The sequence below is a fragment of the Blastomonas sp. SL216 genome (assembly GCA_026625625.1).
Taxonomy (GTDB): domain Bacteria; phylum Pseudomonadota; class Alphaproteobacteria; order Sphingomonadales; family Sphingomonadaceae; genus Blastomonas.
Genome location: CP113055.1, coordinates 2,874,134 through 2,892,024, shown reverse-complemented (window position 1 = coordinate 2,892,024; position 17,891 = coordinate 2,874,134). Strand labels below are relative to the sequence as shown.

At 66.2% G+C, this 17,891-nt stretch carries 17 protein-coding genes; 5 read left to right on the top strand and 12 right to left on the bottom strand.

Going from position 1 to position 17,891, the window contains the following annotated elements; genetic code table 11:
- The first annotated feature begins 50 nt into the window (after positions 1-50).
- The 3 genes from OU999_13630 to OU999_13620 all read left to right on the top strand — a co-directional run bounded on the left by OU999_13630 (position 51) and on the right by OU999_13620 (position 4,248).
- On the top strand, positions 51-725 hold the full coding sequence (locus tag OU999_13630) for a polysaccharide export protein (protein ID WAC22779.1): 675 nt from the start codon (positions 51-53) through the stop codon (positions 723-725).
- 11 nt (positions 726-736) lie between these two features.
- Positions 737-2,923, top strand: coding sequence for a polysaccharide biosynthesis tyrosine autokinase (locus OU999_13625; protein ID WAC22778.1), 2,187 nt, complete (start codon positions 737-739; stop codon positions 2,921-2,923).
- 65 nt (positions 2,924-2,988) lie between these two features.
- Complete coding sequence (locus OU999_13620) at positions 2,989-4,248, top strand: hypothetical protein (protein ID WAC22777.1); 1,260 nt, start codon at positions 2,989-2,991, stop codon at positions 4,246-4,248.
- Between the two features lie 36 nt (positions 4,249-4,284).
- Here OU999_13620 and OU999_13615 read toward each other — a convergent pair whose 3' ends face one another.
- Positions 4,285-5,061 (bottom strand): hypothetical protein, encoded by a 777-nt coding sequence (locus OU999_13615; GenBank protein WAC22776.1) that lies wholly within the window; start codon positions 5,059-5,061, stop codon positions 4,285-4,287.
- Positions 5,062-5,170: 109 nt separating this feature from the next.
- Here OU999_13615 and OU999_13610 point away from each other — a divergent pair, with 109 nt between their 5' ends.
- Complete coding sequence (locus OU999_13610) at positions 5,171-5,938, top strand: hypothetical protein (protein WAC22775.1); 768 nt, start codon at positions 5,171-5,173, stop codon at positions 5,936-5,938.
- Positions 5,935-6,915 (top strand): quinone oxidoreductase, encoded by a 981-nt coding sequence (locus OU999_13605; GenBank protein ID WAC22774.1) that lies wholly within the window; start codon positions 5,935-5,937, stop codon positions 6,913-6,915. Before OU999_13610 ends, OU999_13605 begins: the two co-directional genes overlap by 4 nt.
- 49 nt (positions 6,916-6,964) lie before the next feature.
- Here OU999_13605 and OU999_13600 read toward each other — a convergent pair whose 3' ends face one another.
- The 11 genes from OU999_13600 to OU999_13550 form a co-directional block, all read right to left on the bottom strand.
- Positions 6,965-7,750, bottom strand: coding sequence for an aspartate/glutamate racemase family protein (locus OU999_13600; GenBank protein WAC22773.1), 786 nt, complete (start codon positions 7,748-7,750; stop codon positions 6,965-6,967).
- A gap of 13 nt (positions 7,751-7,763) precedes the next feature.
- On the bottom strand, positions 7,764-8,672 hold the full coding sequence (locus OU999_13595) for a hypothetical protein (GenBank protein ID WAC22772.1): 909 nt from the start codon (positions 8,670-8,672) through the stop codon (positions 7,764-7,766).
- A gap of 16 nt (positions 8,673-8,688) precedes the next feature.
- On the bottom strand, positions 8,689-9,567 hold the full coding sequence (locus tag OU999_13590; protein ID WAC22771.1) for an alpha/beta hydrolase: 879 nt from the start codon (positions 9,565-9,567) through the stop codon (positions 8,689-8,691).
- A 4-nt stretch (positions 9,568-9,571) separates the two neighbouring features.
- Positions 9,572-10,333 carry an enoyl-CoA hydratase-related protein gene (locus tag OU999_13585; GenBank protein ID WAC22770.1) on the bottom strand — a complete coding sequence of 254 codons (762 nt, stop codon included), beginning with the start codon at positions 10,331-10,333 and terminating at the stop codon, positions 9,572-9,574.
- 214 nt (positions 10,334-10,547) lie between these two features.
- Positions 10,548-11,414, bottom strand: a complete 867-nt coding sequence (locus tag OU999_13580) for a polysaccharide deacetylase family protein (GenBank protein WAC22769.1) — start codon at positions 11,412-11,414, stop codon at positions 10,548-10,550.
- Positions 11,415-11,584: 170 nt separating this feature from the next.
- Positions 11,585-12,382 (bottom strand): SDR family NAD(P)-dependent oxidoreductase, encoded by a 798-nt coding sequence (locus tag OU999_13575; protein WAC22768.1) that lies wholly within the window; start codon positions 12,380-12,382, stop codon positions 11,585-11,587.
- Complete coding sequence (locus OU999_13570; protein WAC22767.1) at positions 12,382-12,687, bottom strand: REDY-like protein HapK; 306 nt, start codon at positions 12,685-12,687, stop codon at positions 12,382-12,384. The genes OU999_13575 and OU999_13570 overlap by 1 nt, the downstream gene beginning before the upstream one ends.
- Entirely contained in the window at positions 12,684-13,868 is a 1,185-nt protein-coding gene (locus OU999_13565) for an amidase (protein ID WAC22766.1), read from the bottom strand. Before OU999_13565 ends, OU999_13570 begins: the two co-directional genes overlap by 4 nt.
- Before the next feature lie 124 nt (positions 13,869-13,992).
- Entirely contained in the window at positions 13,993-15,372 is a 1,380-nt protein-coding gene (locus OU999_13560) for a phenylacetate--CoA ligase family protein (GenBank protein ID WAC22765.1), read from the bottom strand.
- A complete protein-coding gene (locus OU999_13555; protein ID WAC22764.1) occupies positions 15,369-16,673 on the bottom strand; it encodes an MmgE/PrpD family protein in 1,305 nt (434 codons plus the stop codon). Before OU999_13555 ends, OU999_13560 begins: the two co-directional genes overlap by 4 nt.
- Positions 16,670-17,878, bottom strand: a complete 1,209-nt coding sequence (locus OU999_13550) for an MmgE/PrpD family protein (protein ID WAC22763.1) — start codon at positions 17,876-17,878, stop codon at positions 16,670-16,672. The genes OU999_13555 and OU999_13550 overlap by 4 nt, the downstream gene beginning before the upstream one ends.
- Positions 17,879-17,891 lie beyond the last annotated feature (13 nt).

The following is a 17,891-nucleotide window of genomic DNA, read 5'->3' as shown; positions in this document are numbered from 1 at the left end:
TGGTTCGCCGATATTCTCACATTGCTCCTTTGATCGGAGCGCTTTTCCTGATGCTTGGCGGTTGCGCCTCGGCACCGCTGGCCAGTCTGGACAGCGCGGTTCAGGTCGTCCCGTCGACCGAGCTGCCGCAGCCGGACACCGCCAGCCTGAGCGTTCCATCGCGGCCCTATGTCATCGGTCCGCTCGACAAGCTTTCGGTTCGGGTTTTCGGCGTGGAAGAGCTGTCGCTTGATGTCCAGACGGACGCAGGCGGGCGCTTTTCCTATCCGCTGATCGGCGAGGTCCAGGCTGCCGGCCTGCAGCCGAGCGATCTTGCCCGGCAGATCGAAACGCGGCTTGCCGGCAATTTTGTCCGCAACCCGCAAGTGACCGTCAACCTCACCGAGTCCGTGAGCTCGCTGGTGACGGTCGATGGGCAGGTCAAGCAGCCGGGCCGCTTTCCGGTCATCGGCAACATGACGCTGATGCAGGCGGTGGCGGTTGCCGGGGGCAATAGCGAGTTCGCCAAGCTCGACGATGTCGTCGTGTTCCGCACGGTCGACGGCAAGCGCTATGCCGGTCTCTACAACCTCCGGGCCATCCGCCGGGGCAATTATGCCGATCCTCAGATCTACGGCAATGATGTCGTGGTTGTCGGCGATTCGCAGGCCCGGCGCCTGTTCAACAGCATCCTCCAGGCTACCCCGCTCCTTACGGCACCGCTGATCATCCTGGCCCAGAATTGAAGTTGACACACATGACCGATCAACCAAGCGCTGCAGTTCTGCCTGCGGAAGAACAGGGCACCGATCGCGGTGTTTACGGCACCGGCCCGGCCAAATCCCCTGTCCTGCTCGAATATTGGCGGATCGTTCGCCATAACTGGGGTCTGATCGCGCTCATCGTGGGGGCTGCTCTGGCGTTCGGTCTGGCAGCGACGCTGCTCGCGACGCCGCTCTACACCGCGACGACGCGGGTCGAGATCAGCCGCCCGTCCGACAATGTGACCAAGGTCGACGGCGTTCGCGACGACGAGTTCCTGCAGAACCTGGAATATTACCAGACGCAATACGCGCTGCTCGAGGCCCGCTCGCTGGCCGAGCGCGTTGTCCGTGCACTGCGCCTCTATGACGATGGCCAGTTCGCCGAGGCCTACAAGCTGAACGACGGCGGCGCCGATCAGGCCCGCACGCGCAAGCAGATGGAAGATACGGCAGTTGCCATTCTTCTCGACAATATCAACGTCGCGCCGATCCGTGGCTCGAGCCTGGTCGATGTCCGCTTCACCAGCCCCGATCCCAGCCTGTCGCGCAAGATCGCCAATGGCTGGGTGGCCCAGTTCATCGAATCGGAACTGGCGCGGCGCTATTCGTCTTCGGCCGATGCCCGGGTGTTCCTCGAAGAGCGGCTCAATCAGCTGCGTGCCCGGCTTGAGCTGTCGGAGCGCAACCTGGTCAGCTATGCGTCGAACAAGCGGATCGTGACCCTGTCGTCGACCAACGACGAAAATGGCACGACGACCAGCGAGCGTACCATTGCTGCTGCCGACCTTGAAGAGCTGAACAAGGAACTGAACCAGGCCATCGCGGCCCGGATTTCCGCCGAATCGCGCTTGCGCAATGGCGGCGTGTCCGAATCCGCCGGTGCGTCGCGTGCCGCTGTTGCCAGCCTGCGCGAGCGTCGCTCGCTGCTGCAGGCGGAATATGCCAAGCTGCTCAACCAGTTCGAGCCGGGCTATCCGCGTCTCCAGGCGATGCGCTCTGAAATCAACTCGCTTGAAGTGGCGATTCGCGACGAGCTGGGCCGGTCGGGTTCTGACCTTCAGGCCGATTTCCGCATCGCCAAGCAGCGCGAAGATGCGCTGCGCACCCGGGTCGAGGCGCTCAAGGCCGAGCTCATTTCGGAACGCGGTGACTCGATCCAATATGGCATCCTGAGGCGCGAAGCTGATACCAACCGCGAATTGTACAATGCCCTGTTGCAGCGTTACAAGGAAATCGGGGTCGCCGACGTGCGCAAGAGCAACGTTTCGGTCATCGACGCCGCCCAGCAGCCCGCCGGTCCGTCCAGCCCCAACCTTCTGGTCAACCTGCTGCTGTCGCTGGTCGCGGGTATCGCCATCTCGGGTGGTGTGCTGTTCGCCAAGGAAAGCCTCGATCAGGCCCTGCGCGATCCGAGTGCGGTCAAGCAGCTCTTCGGGCTGCCGCTGCTGGGCTCGATCCCCAATACCGATGCCGATGACGTGATCGAGCAGCTCAGCGTCCGCAGTTCGGCGCTGTACGAGGCCTATCTGGCGCTGAACACCAACATGCGCTTCCTGACCTCGCATGGCGTGCCGCGATCATTCCTGCTCACCAGCACCATCCCGAACGAGGGCAAGTCGAGCTCGGCCTTTGCCGTGGCCAAGCTGCTCAGCGAGACCGGACGCAAGGTGGTGATGATCGATGCCGACATGCGCAACCCGTCGCTGCACAAGATCGTCAACGTGCGCGGCAACGAAAAGGGGTTGAGCGACTTCCTGAGCGGCGACGACGATATCGCCGGCATTGTCGGCCAGACCGAAGGCCTGCCGTTCAACCATATCTTTGCCGGTCGCATGCCGCCCAACGCCGCGCAGCTGCTGTCGTCCGATCGCCTCAAGCTGCTGATCGAACGGCTGACCGCCGACTACGACCATGTCGTGATCGACGCGCCGCCGGTGCTCGGCCTGGCCGACGTTCCGCTGATTGCATCGAGCGTGGAAGGCGTGATCTTCACGATCGAGGCCAACCGTGCCAAGATCCGCGCGATCTCCGGAGCATTGCAGCGCATCCGCGAGGGTGACGGCAACGTCCTGGGCGTGCTGGTGACCAAGCTGGATCATCGCAACGACGCCTATGGCTATGGTTACGGCTATGGCTATGGCTATGGCTATGGTGCCACCGGTAAGGCTGCCGATCAGTAATTCTGGCACCGCACCGGGCGCTTCGTGAAAGCTCTGGTGCGGCCACGCCACATTCGGGAAACCAGATGATCAGATCGACCGTGATTTGGGCAACCGCCGTGTCGCTGGCGCTCGTGTCGGCAGTGGCGGCCTATGGCAATATCAGCCGCCGTACTCCGAACCCCTCGACAGCCAGCTTTCCGGTCGCCAATGGCTACAGCATCGGCCGGGCTGCAGAGCTGAAGCTGCGCAAGAATCTCGATCCGGTCACCGGCAAGATCAAGCCCGGCCCGGCCCGGCAGATCGAAGCGCTGTCGCGCGAGGCGCTGCAGCTGGAGCCGACCAATGCGGCTGCGCTGCGCAATCTCGCCTATGTCGAGGCCAGCCGCGGACGCTCCACCGAGGCGACCCGGCTGATCCGCTTCGCCGCCCAGCTGACCAACCGCGATCCGCTGACCCACAGCTATCTCATTCGTGACTATGGCAAGCAGAACAATCTCGATGGCGTGCTCAAGCAGTATGACATCGCGATGCGGACTCAGCCGGCGACGCGCGATGCGTTCATGGGGACGCTGGTGCAGACGCTGCGCTACAAGGAGAGCGTGCCGCTGCTCGATGGCATGCTGCGCGCTGGCCCGCCCTGGTCCGATACCTTCTGGGTCACCGCGCTCGAATTCCGGCCAGGCCTGATCAATCTGGCGGAGCTGCGCGGGCGGCTGGCCAATATTCGTGAAAATGGCCAGGAAGCGCGCGACCAGCTGCTGCTGACGCGCCTTGCCCAGGACGGTGCGTTTGATCCTGCCGAGCGGCTGGTCCGCCGTCTCGATGCCGCCAATGGCACGGGCAAGCGAGGCAAGTCGCGCAATATCCTGCGCAATGCGACCTTTGCTGCCGAAGCCAAGCTGCTGCCCTTCGATTGGGAGCTGATCTCGCGCGGCGGCTATTCCGGCTATATCAACAAGTCCGACAACACGCTGATGGTCGAGGTTGCCGATACGCTGGGCGGTGTTGCCGCACGGCAGCTGGTCAAGCTGACCCCCGGGCAGAGCTATCGCCTGCAGGCCCAGGCTAGCGCACGCGGTGCTGAATGGCGCGCGGCGCCGTGGATCCAGCTGCGCTGTGCCGAGCGGGGCGACGCCCCGCCGATCAAGCGCGCGCAAACCTCATCGTCCAAGCTCAACACGGTGTTCGTGGCAGCAGAGACGGGTTGCAGCCATTACTGGCTCGAGGTCGAAGGTTCGCCTGCGACCTATGGCAGCCCGCATGAATTTGCGATCGACTGGATCACGCTCGAACCCGCGCGCGCCGTGCCCACGGCTGCACCTGGCACGCGCACGTCGCGCTAGGGTGACGATCCTCGCCCGCCGCGACGGGCTTCGCGGCTAGGGCCGGGGCAGTGTTTCGGGCAATGCCGCAGGTGGCGCGAACAGCGCCGGATCGATCGGCTCGCCTACCTTCACCTCGCGCCAATAGACGGTGTTGGCCTTCACGCCGTTGTAGAACAGGCTGACCTCGCGCGCCTGCACCCAGCCGGACGGCAGGCGGACGAAATCGTCATAATGGCGCTCGTGAAAGCCGCGCGGGGTGACGAAGCCCATGTACCGGATATAATGGCTCACCTGGTCGATCCCGAACAATGTCGTGCCACCATCGGGCGAGATCACGCGGATCAGCGCGACCTTGTGACCGCCGATGTCGCGGTCGGGCGCGCGTTCCAGCCGGAAGCCCGTGCCCAGCGCCTCGCGAATGATGCCGAAGCCGAAATTGCTCGCCCAATAGGCATCGGCCTGGTCCTGGGGCATCACGCCCTTTTCGGTCCAGGTCGTGGCGCCGTCATAGCCGACCTCGAACAGCAGCTTGCCCTTTGATTTTGCGGTGATCCGCACCTTGCCATCGGCACCGTGTGCGGTGGTGCGATCCTGGTTCATCGCGCGCCACATGCGGTAATCGTCGGCCGTGCTGCGCGGCTCCGCGCTGTCAGGGGCATAGAAGACCGCGTTCCCGGCCAGATAGAGGGTTGAAGGGTTGAGCCACGCCTCGCCGCCAGCCGCCACGACCGCCTGTTCAAGGATCGCGCGTGCGCTGCCGTCCGATTCGGCGCGCGCGGGGCTGGTCCAGCTGCACCAGGCGAGCAGCGCCATTGCCAGAAACCGTATCATGCTGATCCCTCCTCCACTGTACGGCACCAGACTAGCATCAATGGATGAGAACGCAATTTGTCCGGACAAATAGGTTGACGCCCGGTGCGGGCTCGGGCGTAATGCGGCCATGATCCTGCTCGCGTCTCTTCCGCTCGTCCTGATGGCTGCGCCTGCGCTGGCGCAGCCGGTTGTCCTGGATGCGACCGGAACCTTTACCAATGAAGAGCAGGTCTATTTCGATGGCGAGGCCGGACGCACACCGCCGCCCTGGACCGGTGTGCGGATCGAAGCCAGGGGCGATGCACTCGTCTGGCAGCGGATCGACCGGTTCGGCACGGTGCTGACCAGCGAAACCATCGTACCAACCCCCACCGGCTGGACGATCGGCCCCTGCATGCTGACCGCGCGGAAAGACGCCGATGGCTCTACCAGCTTCCTGCCCGCCGCCACTGGCTGTTCAGGCCGTCCGCTGCCGGTGCGGCTCGACGCGCAGGGCCTCACCCTGCGCCTGGCTGATGGCCAGCAAACCAGCCTTAGGCGGGCAAGACCCGTCACCTGCTGGATGAGCGTGAGGCGCAGCGCCCCCAAACCCGATGGCAGCGAGGACTGGCTGTTTCAGGCAGACATGAAGACGCACGACCAGGGCGGGCGGCTGCGGCTCGGCGGCGGCGATAGCGGCGCGCCTGAAGCGATCATCCGTATCCGCAATGTGGTCTGGCCGCCGCCGACGCGCAACCGACCGTCGATCGTCCTCTATGTCTTCACCCCCGATGACTTGGACCGCGCGGTGGCTTATGGCTGGGCCGATCCCGGTGCGGTGCGGGTGGGAATCAATCAACGCTGGATGCAGGCCAGCTGTACTTTGGCCAGTTTTACTTTGAATGGAGCAGAATGATGCAGGCACGCCAGGCGATCTTCACACAAACCGGCGGTCCCGAGGTGATCCAGTGGCACAGCGTTGACGTGCCGACGCCCGGCGCAAGCGAGGTGACGCTGCGCCAGACTGCGGTCGGCCTCAACTATATCGATACCTATCATCGGCGCGGCATCTATCCGGTCGATCTGCCGGGCGGGCTGGGGCTGGAAGCAGCCGGCGTGATCGAGGCGGTTGGCGAGGGCGTCGAGGGGCTGAACGTCGGCGACCGGGTCGCGACCTTTGGCCCTGCGCGCGGCGCCTATGCCGATCTCCGCAATGTCGCCGCCTCGAGCCTGTTCAGGCTGCCCGAGGATATTTCGGACGAGGTGGCCGCTGCGGCGCTGCTCAAGGGCTGCACCACCGAATTCCTGGTCGAACGCTGCGCGCGGGTCGAACCGGGCCAGGCGGTGCTGGTCCATGCAGCCGCAGGCGGCGTCGGCCTGTTGCTGGTGCAATGGCTCAAGGCCGTGGGCGCAACCGTGATCGGTACGGTGAGCAGCGAGGAAAAGGCCGCGCTCGCGCGCGAAGCGGGGGCCGATCATATCGTCTTCTACACCCGCGAGGATACCGCCAAGCGCGTGCGCGAGCTGACCGGCGGGGCCGGCGTGCGCGTGGTCTATGATGGCGTCGGGCTCGATACCTGGGAGGCCTCGCTCGACAGCACCGGACGGCGCGGGCTGATCGTGTCGTACGGCAATGCCAGCGCGCCGGTAACGGGCATCAGCCTGGGCATCCTCGCCACCAAGGGTTCGCTCTACAATACCCGGCCGACGCTGTTCGATTATTATGCCGACCCGGCCGAGCGTGAAGCTGGCGCAGCGCGTCTGTGGCAGATGATCCGATCGGGCAAGGTCAAGGTGACGATCGGCCAGACCTATCCGCTGGAACAGGCCGAGCAGGCGCATCGCGATCTGGAAGGCCGCGCCACCAGCGGGTCGACATTGCTGCTGCCCTGAGCGCTTCAGGCTGTGCCCATGCCGTTCCCTGCCCTGGCGCGAGAACGGCCTAGCCGGCGATGCACACCGGGCAGTCTTCGGCCATCTCGCCTGCCACCGCACCCACCATCGCGCGCAGCAGGGCGGGGCGACCCTCACGCGGCAGTGGGGGAAGCGTGAGGGGCGGAGCAGCCAGCGCGGCGCGCAGCCCGGCGGCGAGCGGGTTGATCACGGGTACGGGCGATGCGGTGGCAACGCTCTCGGCCATCGCGGACATGCAGGTACAGCCCAGCATCACCGCCTCTGCGCCGCCCGCCACCAGCGTCTCGATCCCTGCCAGCACCCGCTGCAGGATCGCGGCCTGGCCTTCGCGGACCTGCGCGAGATAGCTGCCCGGCCCGGTGAGCGAGGCGGCATCATCGTCGCTGCCGATATTGACGGTACCGGTGCACCGATCGGTGAGGCCGCAGGATTGCAGCCGTTCGGCCAGGATGAAATTCATCGATTCGGGCCACACCGTCACGATGCCGAACCGCCGCCCGCCTTGTCCCGCCTCGGCCAGTCCGGCCTCGCCCGATCCGATCGCAGGAATGGGCAGCATCGCGCGCATCGCGGCCAGGCCATAATCGCCCACGCTGTCGATCACCGCTGCATCACAGCCTTGCTCTGCGGCGCTGAGCGCGGCTTCGGCATGGCCCAACGCCTGCATCGCCTGTTCGAGCGGCGTGTAGGGGAAGGCGGGCACGCGCGAGGGAAAGGCGTGGAAGCTGGCGTCCGGGAACAGCGCCGCGAGTTCAGGCGCGGGGCCGCCGCGCTGCAACGGGTTCAGCGCTGTCCCGATCAACCCGATCCGCATCCGGCCCATGCGCTCAGGACAGCCCGGTCTCGATCAGCTCGACCAGCTCGCCCGAGGGTCCGCGCACCGTCGCTGCCATATTGCCCATGTACAGGTCGCCATGGCGCAGCACCGGCGGGGTGACGAATTCAACATCGAGATCGTCGAAGCTTTCCACCGCCAGCGTCACCAGCGCATTGCCCGGCGGCAGCATGTCGGCATGCTGCGGACGGTCGGTCGCCTCGGCGGGATAATCGTCGATCTCCAGGATCGGCAGGCGCTCGTTCTGAACCATCGTGATCACCGACTGCGTCCCGGCGGGCTTGCCGAACGCGGCGTTGATCATCGTGTATTCGAGCGTGTAGCTCTCCCCTTCGTCGAGGCGCAGCGCGTGGCGGTACCAGTCGACCGAGGCCATGCGGTCCTTCGCTGCCAGGATGACGATGAAGATATGATCGGTCAGGCTGTGCGCCTTGGGCAGGTCGGACGAAGGCGTGTCCATCGCCACCTCATTCAGATAGATCATCTCGTCGCCTCGCCCCAGCACCTGCATGGGTACGAAATAGGGCAGGCCGGCAATCTCCTTGGGCGGGCCGATGACGCGGAAACCGCTGCCGTCGAGCCGGTCGGGCCAGCCGAACACGTCCTTGACGGTGAGTTCATAGGCGGCCCAGCCATAGCTGCGGGTGGGCTGGAAATCGGCATGATCGGGCTGTTCCACCAGCCGGATGAAGCAATGCGCGCCGCTTTGCGGGCGCAGCATCGCATAGGGCGCGCCAGCGCTGCCTACGCAGCCCCAGCTCGCCGCGAGATCGGCGGGCAGCGGGCCGTGTTCGACCAGATCGAGCCCCAGCCGCCCCTGATAGTCGGCGAGCGAGCCTGCAAGATCGGGCGTGACCACCACGCCCCCCATGATCGTTCCGTGCTTCAGATGATGCGACATGATCGGGCCTCTCGGTTCAGGCGGACAGGACAGGCGGTCTGGCGCATTCGGGCAAGGCCAAAGCGCCAAAGGGGTCGGCGCTTGCGCCGAGGAAGCTTTCGACCAGCGCAGCGCTCTCGCGGGCGTGGAGGTCGAGAAAGCCGTGCCCCCAGCCATCGAGCGTCACCATATGGCCGTTCTGCAACAAGGCGGGGGCAGGCGCGGTGTGATCGCGCAGGTCGTCTTCGGGGTTCAGCAGCAGCACCGGCTGGGTCACTTCGCCAAGACGCATGCCGGGCACGAAGCCGAACGCGGCATCATGGCCCCAATGCTCGATATTGCGGCCCAGCAGCCCGTCGGGAAATGCGGCGTTGATTTCGTCGAGCGGCAGGCCGCCCGCGGCGAAATGATGGTGGAAGCGCTGCCAGCGGTGCAGGATATGGCTGCCATCGGCCTCAGGCGTGCGGTGGCGGTATTCGGCGCGCATCGCGGCGAGATCCTCGGCGCTGAACACCGGCGCGGAGATCAGGACGACGCGGCGTATCTGGCCGGCGCGCTCCGCCGCCAGCTGGCAGGAGATCATCGATCCGGTATGATAGCCCATCAGGTCGACCGCACCGGACCCGGCACATGCCTCGATCCCCGCGATCAGGGCATCGGCATAATCGGCGATTCCCGGCGCAACCGGCGGCGCGTCGGACATGCCGAAACCCGGCGTGTCGAACGCGAGCACATGCCGCCCGCTGATCGCGGACAGGACGCCCATGAACCGTTCGAACGTCCGCCCCGTCATCGGGCTCATGTGAAAGCAGGCAAGCGAGGGACGACCGGCTTCGGCCATTCCCGCCTCGCGCACATGCAGCTGGCCGAACGGGCCATCGACATAAAGGCGGCGGACGGGAACGCTATCGGCCATGCGATCAGAACTCCGGCTTGCGCTTGGCGAGAAACGCGGCGACGCCTTCCCTGAAATCCGGCCCGCCAAAGGCATCGGCAAACTGGGCGAGCGTTTCGGCATCGTCCTCGGCCTGGCCATGGATGATGCGGCCGATCATCGCCTTGCTTGCGCGCACGCTGTGCGGCGAGACGCTGGCGATCTGCGCGGCGAGCGCGGTGGCGGCAGCTCCGGCGTCCTCGGCAATCTCATCGACCAGCCCGATGCGGTGCGCTTGCGTCGCATCGACCAGCTGGGCGGTGAACAGGATGCGCTTGGCCGCCGCCGGTCCCACCAGATCGACCAGCAGCTTGGTATCGTGGAGCGAATAGACGAGGCCGAGCTTGGCCGGCGTGATGCCGAAGCGCGCGGCAGGGGTCGCGATGCGGAAATCGCAGGCAAGCGACAGGCCGCAGCCGCCGCCGATGCAATCGCCCTCGATCTGCGCGATGACCGGCTTGGGCGCGCGCGCCAGTGTCTCCATCGCGCGGCGGATCGCCGCCTGGTTGCGGATTCGCCACTCGGGGTCCTGCGCGCCCGCGCCAAACTCGGCAATGTCCGCGCCGGCGCTGAACGCGCCGGGCACGCTGGCGCGCAGGATCATCACGCGGATATCGGGGTTGAGCATCGCGCGCTCGATCAGCTCGGGCAGCGCCTCCCACATGGATTGCGTGAAGGCGTTGCGCTTGTCGGGCCGGTCGATGACGAGGTGCGCGATCGCCCCATCAAGGGTGAGGGTGAGACTCATATCTCCTCTCCCTTTACGGGAGAGGACAGGCTTGGCTTGGCAGCTTCCTGCCTAGCAAGCCTTGGAGAGGGCTTTGTGCGAAGGGCCCGCCGCTGCCCCCTCTCCCAGCTTCGACTAGGCGGCAAAGCCGCCAAGTCTGCGCAACCCTCTCCCTCGGGGGGAGAGGGGAAGGGGTGCGCCCCCGCAAGGGGCGAGGGGAGGATAGCCACGCCCCTCACGCCGGCACCGTGGCGGCAAAATGCTGCGCAATCGCGCGGCGGGTCGTTACCCAGACGTCGTTCCTGGATCGGACATGGCGAAAGAATTCCTCCAGCGCCCAGATGCGTCCCGGCCTGCCGATGATGCGCAGGTGCAGGCCCAGCGACATCATCTTCGGGTTCCCCTCCTCGCCTTCGGCATAAAGCTGGTCGAAGCAGCGCACGGCATAATCGAGCCACTGGTTCGGCGTCATCGCAGGATCCGTCCACATCTTCATGTCGTTGGTATCGAGCTGATAGGGCATGATCACCATCGGCCTTTCGGGCACGGTGTCGCGATCCCAATAGGGAATGTCGCCCGAATAATCGTCCATATGATATTCGAAACCGGCGTCGCTGAGCAGGCGGCGGGTATTGTCGGTGTGCAGGTAGCGCGACAGCCAGCCATAGGGCCGGGTGCCGGTGGTCTTCTCGATCGACGCCACGGCCTTCTGTATGAACTCGCGCTCGGTCGCCTCATCCATCTTGAACTGGTGCACCCAGCGCCAGCCATGGCTCACCGGTTCATGGCCGAGCTCGACGATCGCCTCGGCAATCTCGGGATAGGTCTCCAGCGCCATCGCGGCGACCGTCCAGCTCGCCATGATGTCATAGCGCTTCAGGAGCTTGACGACGCGCGGTGCGCCCGCCTTGATGCCATAGAGATAGTTGCTCTCGTTGCCATAGTTGCGGATGGCCGATTTGACGAACACGCCCAGCTCGTCGACCGGCTCCATCCCCCGGTCGCCGCGCGCGATGGTCATCTCGCTGCCTTCCTCGACATTGACGACGACGCTCAAGGCCAGTTTCGCGCCGTTCGGCCAGTCCATTCTCTCTTCGATCATCCGTTATCCTCCAAACCCCTCTCCCTTGACGGGAGAGGGTTGCGCAGACTTGGACCTCAAAAGGTCCTAGTCGGAGCTGGGAGAGGGTGGAAACCCCCTCTCCAACTGCGCCTAGCGAGCAAGCTCGCAAGGCTTCGTTTCCTCTCCCGCAAGGGGAGAGGAGATTTAAATCAGTGCATCTCCTCGCCGCCGCTCACGTTGAGCGCTTCGCCGGTCACGTAAAAAGCATCGTCGCTCGCCAGCCAGGCGCAGGCGGACGCGGTGTCGCTGGCAAGGCCCGGGCGGCCCATCGGGTTCTTCGCCTTCATGTTGGCGAGATAGGCCTCGACGCTGGCAAAGCCCAAGAGCTTCGAGAAATACGCGTTCTGCTGCGCGCCGAGCCCCGTGGTCACATGGTTCGGGCACACTGCGTTGACGGTGATGCCATGCGCGCCAAGCTCGACCGCGCTCGCCCGGGTCAGGCCGACCATGCCGTGCTTGGAGCTGACATAGGCTGGGAGGTGCGGAAAGCCGGTCTTGGCGGCCTGGCTGGCGATGTTGATGATCCGCCCGCCGCGCCCGCCAGCGATCATCCCTTTCGCGGCCGCTTGCGTGCAATAGAATGCGCCCGACAGGTTGACGGCGAGCACCTTGTCCCAGTCGGCCGGATCGACATCGAGCAGCGGCTTCATCATGAAGCCGATCCCGGCATTGTTGACGAATATGTCGACCGATCCGAACGCGGCCACCGCGCCATCGACCAGCGCGCGGCACTGCTCGGCGCTTGAAACGTCGCATGCGATCGCCGCGACCTTCGCGCCGCGCCCGCGCAGATCCTCTGCGACCTCTTCGGCCTCGGCATCGAGGACAAGGTCTGAAAGCACGCAGTTCGCGCCTTCATCGGCAAAGCGCTGCAGGATCGCCTGGCCCAGCCCCTTGTGCTTGCCCGATCCGGTGACGACGATGGTCTTGCCTTCGAACCGGCGCATCACAGGTCCTCGGTCAGGATGAACTGCGGCGCGTCGGCATAATCCTGGAAGGGCGCGGCCATCGCCTGGAATTCGGGCGTGCTGATCTCGGCCACGAACGGGTCCATGGCAGGAAGGTCGATGATCTCGATATACTGGTAGGGCGCGGCGGCGTCCGATCCGAACAGGCCGGTGGCGCGGTGCACGGTGAAGCTGGTGACCGAAGACAGCGCATTGACCCCCGGAATGTCGCGGGTGCGTGCCCATGTTTCATAATCGCTGATCGAGACGCCGGGCTTCAGGTTGAACAGCACGATGATCTTCACGGGGTTTCTCCTTCGGGCAGATTGGCGGCCAGATTGGCGGGCGGACGATAGGCGGCGAGCGCGGCATCAAGCGTGCGGGCGCGAGCGAAAAGGTCGGCCTCCTGGCCCGGCAGGCCGATCAGCTGCACGGCGACCGGCAGGCCATCATCGCTGAACCCTGCGGGCAGGCTGATCGCGGGCAATCCGGCGACATTGGCAAGGCAGGTGAAATCGGCCTGGCTTGCCGGCGCAGATGTGCTGTGGGGGAAGGCGGTCTGCGGCGCGGTGGGCAGCAGCAGCGGGCCGTGCGCCGCGATGGCATGGCGCAGGGCATCGGCGGTCTCGGCAAGCACGCGCTGGTCGTCGGCCCAATCGGCCTCGGACCGGCGCGGGCCATAAGCGATCAGCTTGCGCAAATGGTCGGAGAGCAGGGCGGGATCGGCATCGGCAAAATGATCGGCCATGAAGCGCACGGTCTTGATGAACCCGGCAAAGCGGACGCGCGACAGCGCATGCGGCAGCGCGATCTCGCTCACCGCGCCATTGGCCGCGCGCGCGCAGATAAAGCCGCGCAGCACGGCGGCATCGCATTCAACCCCGCCCAGATCGGTCAGCGTCACCATGCCTGAAGGCGCCGGGTTCTCGCCGAATGCGGACATCACCCGCGCCAGCCGTTCGAGCAGATCGAGCGAGCGGGCGAGCGGGCCGATGGCGTCGAAATCGGGTTCGGCGAGCTCCAGCCCGTGCTGGCTGACGGAGCCTTGCGCCGGTTTGAAGCCATAGACGCCGCAATAGGCCGCCGGGATGCGGATCGAGCCCATGGTGTCGGTGCCGAGCGCAGCATCGCACAGCCCGGCTGCCACCGCCGCGCCGCTGCCACCCGATGAGCCGCCGGGCGTGCAGCCCATCCGGTGCGGATTATGCGTTGCGCCGAACCAGGGATTGTCGGTCTTGGCGCCTAAAGCGGCTTCCTCCATGTTGAGCATGCCGGTGATGGTGGCCCCGGCGGCGCGCAGTTTCGCGACCACCTCGGAGTCGTGCGACGCGATCCGGTCGCGGAACAGCGCCATGCCGGCGGTCCAGTGCAGGCCTTTGACGGCGATGTTGGCCTTCACGCCGATGGTGATGCCCGCGAGCGGGCCGGGCGCCGCGGGTGCACCGAGCGCGTGTTCGACGAACGCGTTGAAGGGATCGAGCGTCACGTTCCCTTCCCTGAAAGGGAGGGGTTAGGGGTGGGTAGGCGAGATTGAACCCAAGGCCGCGCATTACGCCGCGACCCACCCCCAGCCCCTCCCTGTCCAGGGAGGGGAGCAAGAGAGGTCCCCCTCACAATCCCCGCTCGTCGATCAGGCGGATCGGCTTTTGCCGCACCTCGATCTGGGTCAGCGGTGCGGTGCCGCCCGGGGCGACCAGATCGACCTGCACCTCGACCCCCAGGCCGCGGCGGAGCAGTTCGGCCAGTTCGCCGGTGTCCGTCCCGCCCCGGCTTTCAAGCGTCACGGTCATATCGTCGCGCTGGCTGGCGGGGTCGCGCACCAGGCGGCAGACGAATTCACCGGTCAGATCGCTGCGGTTCTCGATCAGCGCGCCGATGGCGTGCGGGAAGACGTTGATGCCGCGCAGCTTGACCATATTGTCGCTGCGGCCCTTGAAGCCCGCGATCCGCTTGAACGCCATGCCGGTCGCATTGGTGCCGGTCAGTTCATGCGTGATGTCATGCGTGTTGAAGCGGATGCACGGCGCGATATCGTCCTTGAACAGGCAGGTCACCACCATGTCGCCGGTCTCGCCGGGGGCGACGGGCTGGCCGCTGTCGATATCGAGCAGCTCCAGATATTGCGCGTCCTCCCAGACATAAAGGCCGTCGCGCTCCGGCCCTTCGCCCGCAATCGATCCGGTATCGCCCACGCCATACCAGTCGAACGCCTTGGCCCCGCCCCAGGCCGCCTCGACCGAGGCGCGGTCCTCGGTGCCGAGATGACCGACGATCATGCGGATGTTGATCTTGTCGAGCAGCTGTTCGGCCACCGCCGTATCGGCGAGCTTGCGGATATAATCGACGAACCCGACCAGTACGGTGACGCCGAAATCGGCCATCAGATTGACCTGATTCAGCGAGCGCGTCTCGATGCCGGTGCCTGCGGAGAGGAACAGCGAATTGGTGAAATGGGTGACGGCCTCGCGGATATAATGGCCGCCATTGATCATGCCATGGCCATAGACCGACTGGATCACATCCGAGGATTCGAGGCCCTGCCAGCGGTACATGCGGCCGACCAGCAAATTGGTGATCTCGCGTCCCTTGGGGCCGAACAGCAGCGCCTGGGGGCGGCCCGTCGTGCCCGATGTGGTGTGGAAGATCGATGGCGCGCGCGATGCGTCCTTCATGTCGATCCCGGCGAAATCGCCGAACGGCGGGTGATCGGCAATCGAGGCCATCAGGTCCGACTTGTCATAGACCGGCAGCTTGGTGATATCGGCCAGGCCGTTGATATCGCCCGGCTCGATCCCGGCATTGCCCCAGAGCCGCTGATAGAAGGGAATCTGCCAGCCGCGCTGCACCAGGCGACGGAATTGCTTGTCCTGGATGGCGAACAGCTCGTCGCGGCTCATGCCCGTATAACGCTGCGTGAACGCATCGCCGACCGGATAATCGGCCAGCATCTGCTTGGCATCAAAGGCTTCGAAATAGCTTGGGAAGGTCATTGCGGCTCCCTGCCACGGGGTTGGGTGAAATAGGCGAGCGGATCGTCGAACAGCCGCGCATCGGGCACATCGCCTGCCAGTTCGCGGGCGAGCGCGCGCTTGGCGGCGGTGCCGTCAGGCGACAGGGGTGCATCAGGGCTGCCCAATGTGTGCGGGATAGCGCGCTCGATGGTGCTGCCATCGGTCAGGCGCACTAGCAGCTTTTGCGGGAACAGCGCGTTGGGATCGGGATTGCCGTCGACGGTGATCGCGAGCCGGTCGGCCAGCGCGCGGATTGCGGGGTCGGCGAGCGTTTCGGGTACGAAGCGGCGCGGGTCGATACGGCCATCGGTCAGCATCAGCGCGGTCAGCATCGGCAGGCACAGCCGCGCATAGGCGGGCGTCATGTCCGCCACCAGCGGACGCCCGACCAGCCGCGCGATCAGCGGCGGGACATAAGCCTCGATGGATGCGACGCTGGCGGGAACGAGCCTGAGGTCGGCGAGCGTGCCAAGCACTGCATGGCTGGCGCGGCCCGAAGGATAAGGCTTCACGCTGATCTCGGCGATGCGCCAGATGCGGCCCAGATCGCGCGTGTAGCTGGCAAGATCGCCCTGATCGAACAGCCGGAAATAGCCATACGGGCCTTCGAGTGCATCGTGCGGCCCGGTCAGCCCGGCCTTGACCAGATCGACCGCTGCGATGGCAGCGCGCGCCGCATTGGCGATCTGCAGCGGCAGCGCAATCGAGCCTTCGACATGCGCCTGCATCGTTCCCGCTAGCGAGGAATAGGCTAGCCCAAGAACATCCTCGAGCCGCTCGACCTGCTCGATCCGCGCCACCGCGAGTGCAGCGCCGATGCACCCTGCGGTGGCGGGGCGGAAGAAGCTGAGCGGGCTGGTCGCCGCAAGGCCCAGCCCTGCGGCGATATCGACCCCGATGGCGAGCGCGGTCAGCGTATCGTCAGGATCGCAGCCGCCCATCCGGTCGATGGCAGCGCCCAGGGCCGCCGTCACCACCGACAGCGCGTGCACCACCGCCGCTTCGTGCACCGCGTCCCATTCGAGGCAGTGGATGCGAAAGCCGTTGACGAATGCGGCAGATGCTGCGGGCAGGCGCTCGCCCGACCCGATCAACCGCGCGTCCTCGCCCATGCCCCAGCTGCGCGCGGCGGTCAGCACGTCATCGGCGCCTGGTGCAGCCGCGCCCGCCGCGCCGACGGCCAGTGTATCACCGAGAAGGTGCAGCGCGGCTGCCCGCACCTTGGCAGGCAGGCGGTGCTCTGCGCGGACGAACGCCAGAAGGTCGCCGGTCGCGCTCATTCCAGCCAGTCCTCGAGCAGCGCTAGCAGCGGCCCGACGCTGGTGCCGTGCAGCGCGATCTGCTCGGCCCGATCGGCCTCGACGGGCTTCAGGCCGCCCCAGCGCACCAGGCTGTCGAGCTTGGCGCGCAGCATCTCGGGCCCAGCCGGACGCTCGGGATCGCCGCGCGTGTCGGCCAGAGAAATGACAGCAGCGCCGCTGATCACGCGCGCGCCGAAATGGGCGGGATAGCGATCGGTAAACTCCGCCGCCTCGCGCACGCTCACCTGCGCGCGCTTCTCGGCAAGTGCGGCGATGGCCTCGGGGGTGAAATCCTCCGGCGTGGCGTTGCGCCCATCGGCGATCACCGCCACTGCATGCTGGATCGAGAATTTCGCGTCGAGCTCGGTCCTGGGAATGGGCCGGTCGCAGAACTTGAGCGCGTCGGCATAGGTCTCGACCACCACTGGCAGGTGGAGCCTGCCCGCCGCGCGCAGCTCCAGCGCGCCGTCGATGGCAGGATGCGCATGGCGGCACGCGGCCCAGGGCTTGAAGCTCACCGCATGGACCAGCCATGGCTCGCCCAGTACCATCGGCTTGGGATCGCGCACCATCGCGGCATACAGGCCCTGTTCGCCCTCCAGCGCGCCCACCGGCCCGGTAAAGCCCTGGCGCGCCAGCCGGGCCAGCCACAGCCCCTCCAGTGCGGCGCGCGCGGCGTGCATCGCCTTGGTCATCACGTCCTCGTGCCGCATCCGCCACAGCCCGCCGGTGACCGATGCCGCATTGCCGAGCGCCCAGCCGGTCGCCGCTTCATCAAGCGCGAAGATCGAGGCTGCCGCCGCCGCCCCGCCAAAGCCGCCCGCGGTCGAGGTCGGGTGGAAATGCGCATAATGGTGCGCGTCAAAGGTCGCGCCGACGGCGATCATCGCCTCATAGCCGCGCACCGCGCCATCGAGCAGCGCATCCATGCCGCTCTTCTCCTGCCGCGCCGCAGACAGGGCGGCAGGCCAGATTACCGGGCCGGGATGGAGCAGCGCGGCGCGGTGGACATCGTCCATCTCGAGCACATTGCCGAGCAATGCGGCGCGGGTCAGCATATCGGGCTCGGCCATGCGCGCCACGGCGGCCACCGGGCTCTGGCGCGCGCCTGCGACACAGGCCAGCCAGTCGAGCAGGTGCAGCCGCGCCCGCGCGCGGTCGCTTTCATTTGGCGAACGGGCCAAATGTGCGCTAAGC